The sequence below is a fragment of the Terrisporobacter petrolearius genome (genome assembly GCF_020748185.1).
Classification (GTDB): Bacteria; Bacillota; Clostridia; order Peptostreptococcales; family Peptostreptococcaceae; genus Terrisporobacter; species Terrisporobacter petrolearius.
This window is the reverse complement of the sequence record NZ_JAHZMO010000184.1, coordinates 1-447: the sequence shown is the minus strand read 5'-3', so window position 1 is coordinate 447 and position 447 is coordinate 1. Positions and strand designations below refer to the sequence as shown.

Below are 447 nucleotides of genomic sequence, written 5' to 3'. Positions count from 1 at the left end.
ATCTGTGTCAGTCGTGACTGTTCAACCGCCAGCCTGCCGGTTGCCTCAGCAAGGCCGTGGGTTATAATCTCCGCACCTGAACCACCCTGTGGATTTTCCTGCAGCCAGCGCTGATAGTCAGCAATCTGTGTTTTCAGTCCCCGGACTTTACTTTCCTGCTCAGCAATCAGACGATTCTGCTCTTCCAGTGCTTCGCGGGTTTTACCCTCATTATCAGCCAGTTCCGGAAGGGTCATTCCTGGCAGCTTTGCCCGGATTTCATCAATCGTCGATGCATACTGGCGCGCGGACTCCCTGGCCTGTTCCTGACGCTGGTACACCGTGTACCAGGCACCGGCCCCAAGCATCAGTAAACCGGGTATCCCGCCGACCAGAGAAAGCAGGGATGCAGCGCCACTTTTCAGCATTCCCGTAACCGACGTGGCATTCTCCAGCGCCTTCCCCGAG

Annotated in this window: 1 protein-coding gene; it reads right to left on the bottom strand. The window is 56.8% G+C overall.

The window, feature by feature from the left end; genetic code table 11:
* Positions 1 to 407: phage tail tape measure protein (locus K0040_RS20235; protein WP_265588952.1), on the bottom strand; the 407-nt coding region annotated here is incomplete at its 3' end.
* Between the last annotated feature and the right edge of the window lie 40 nt (positions 408 to 447).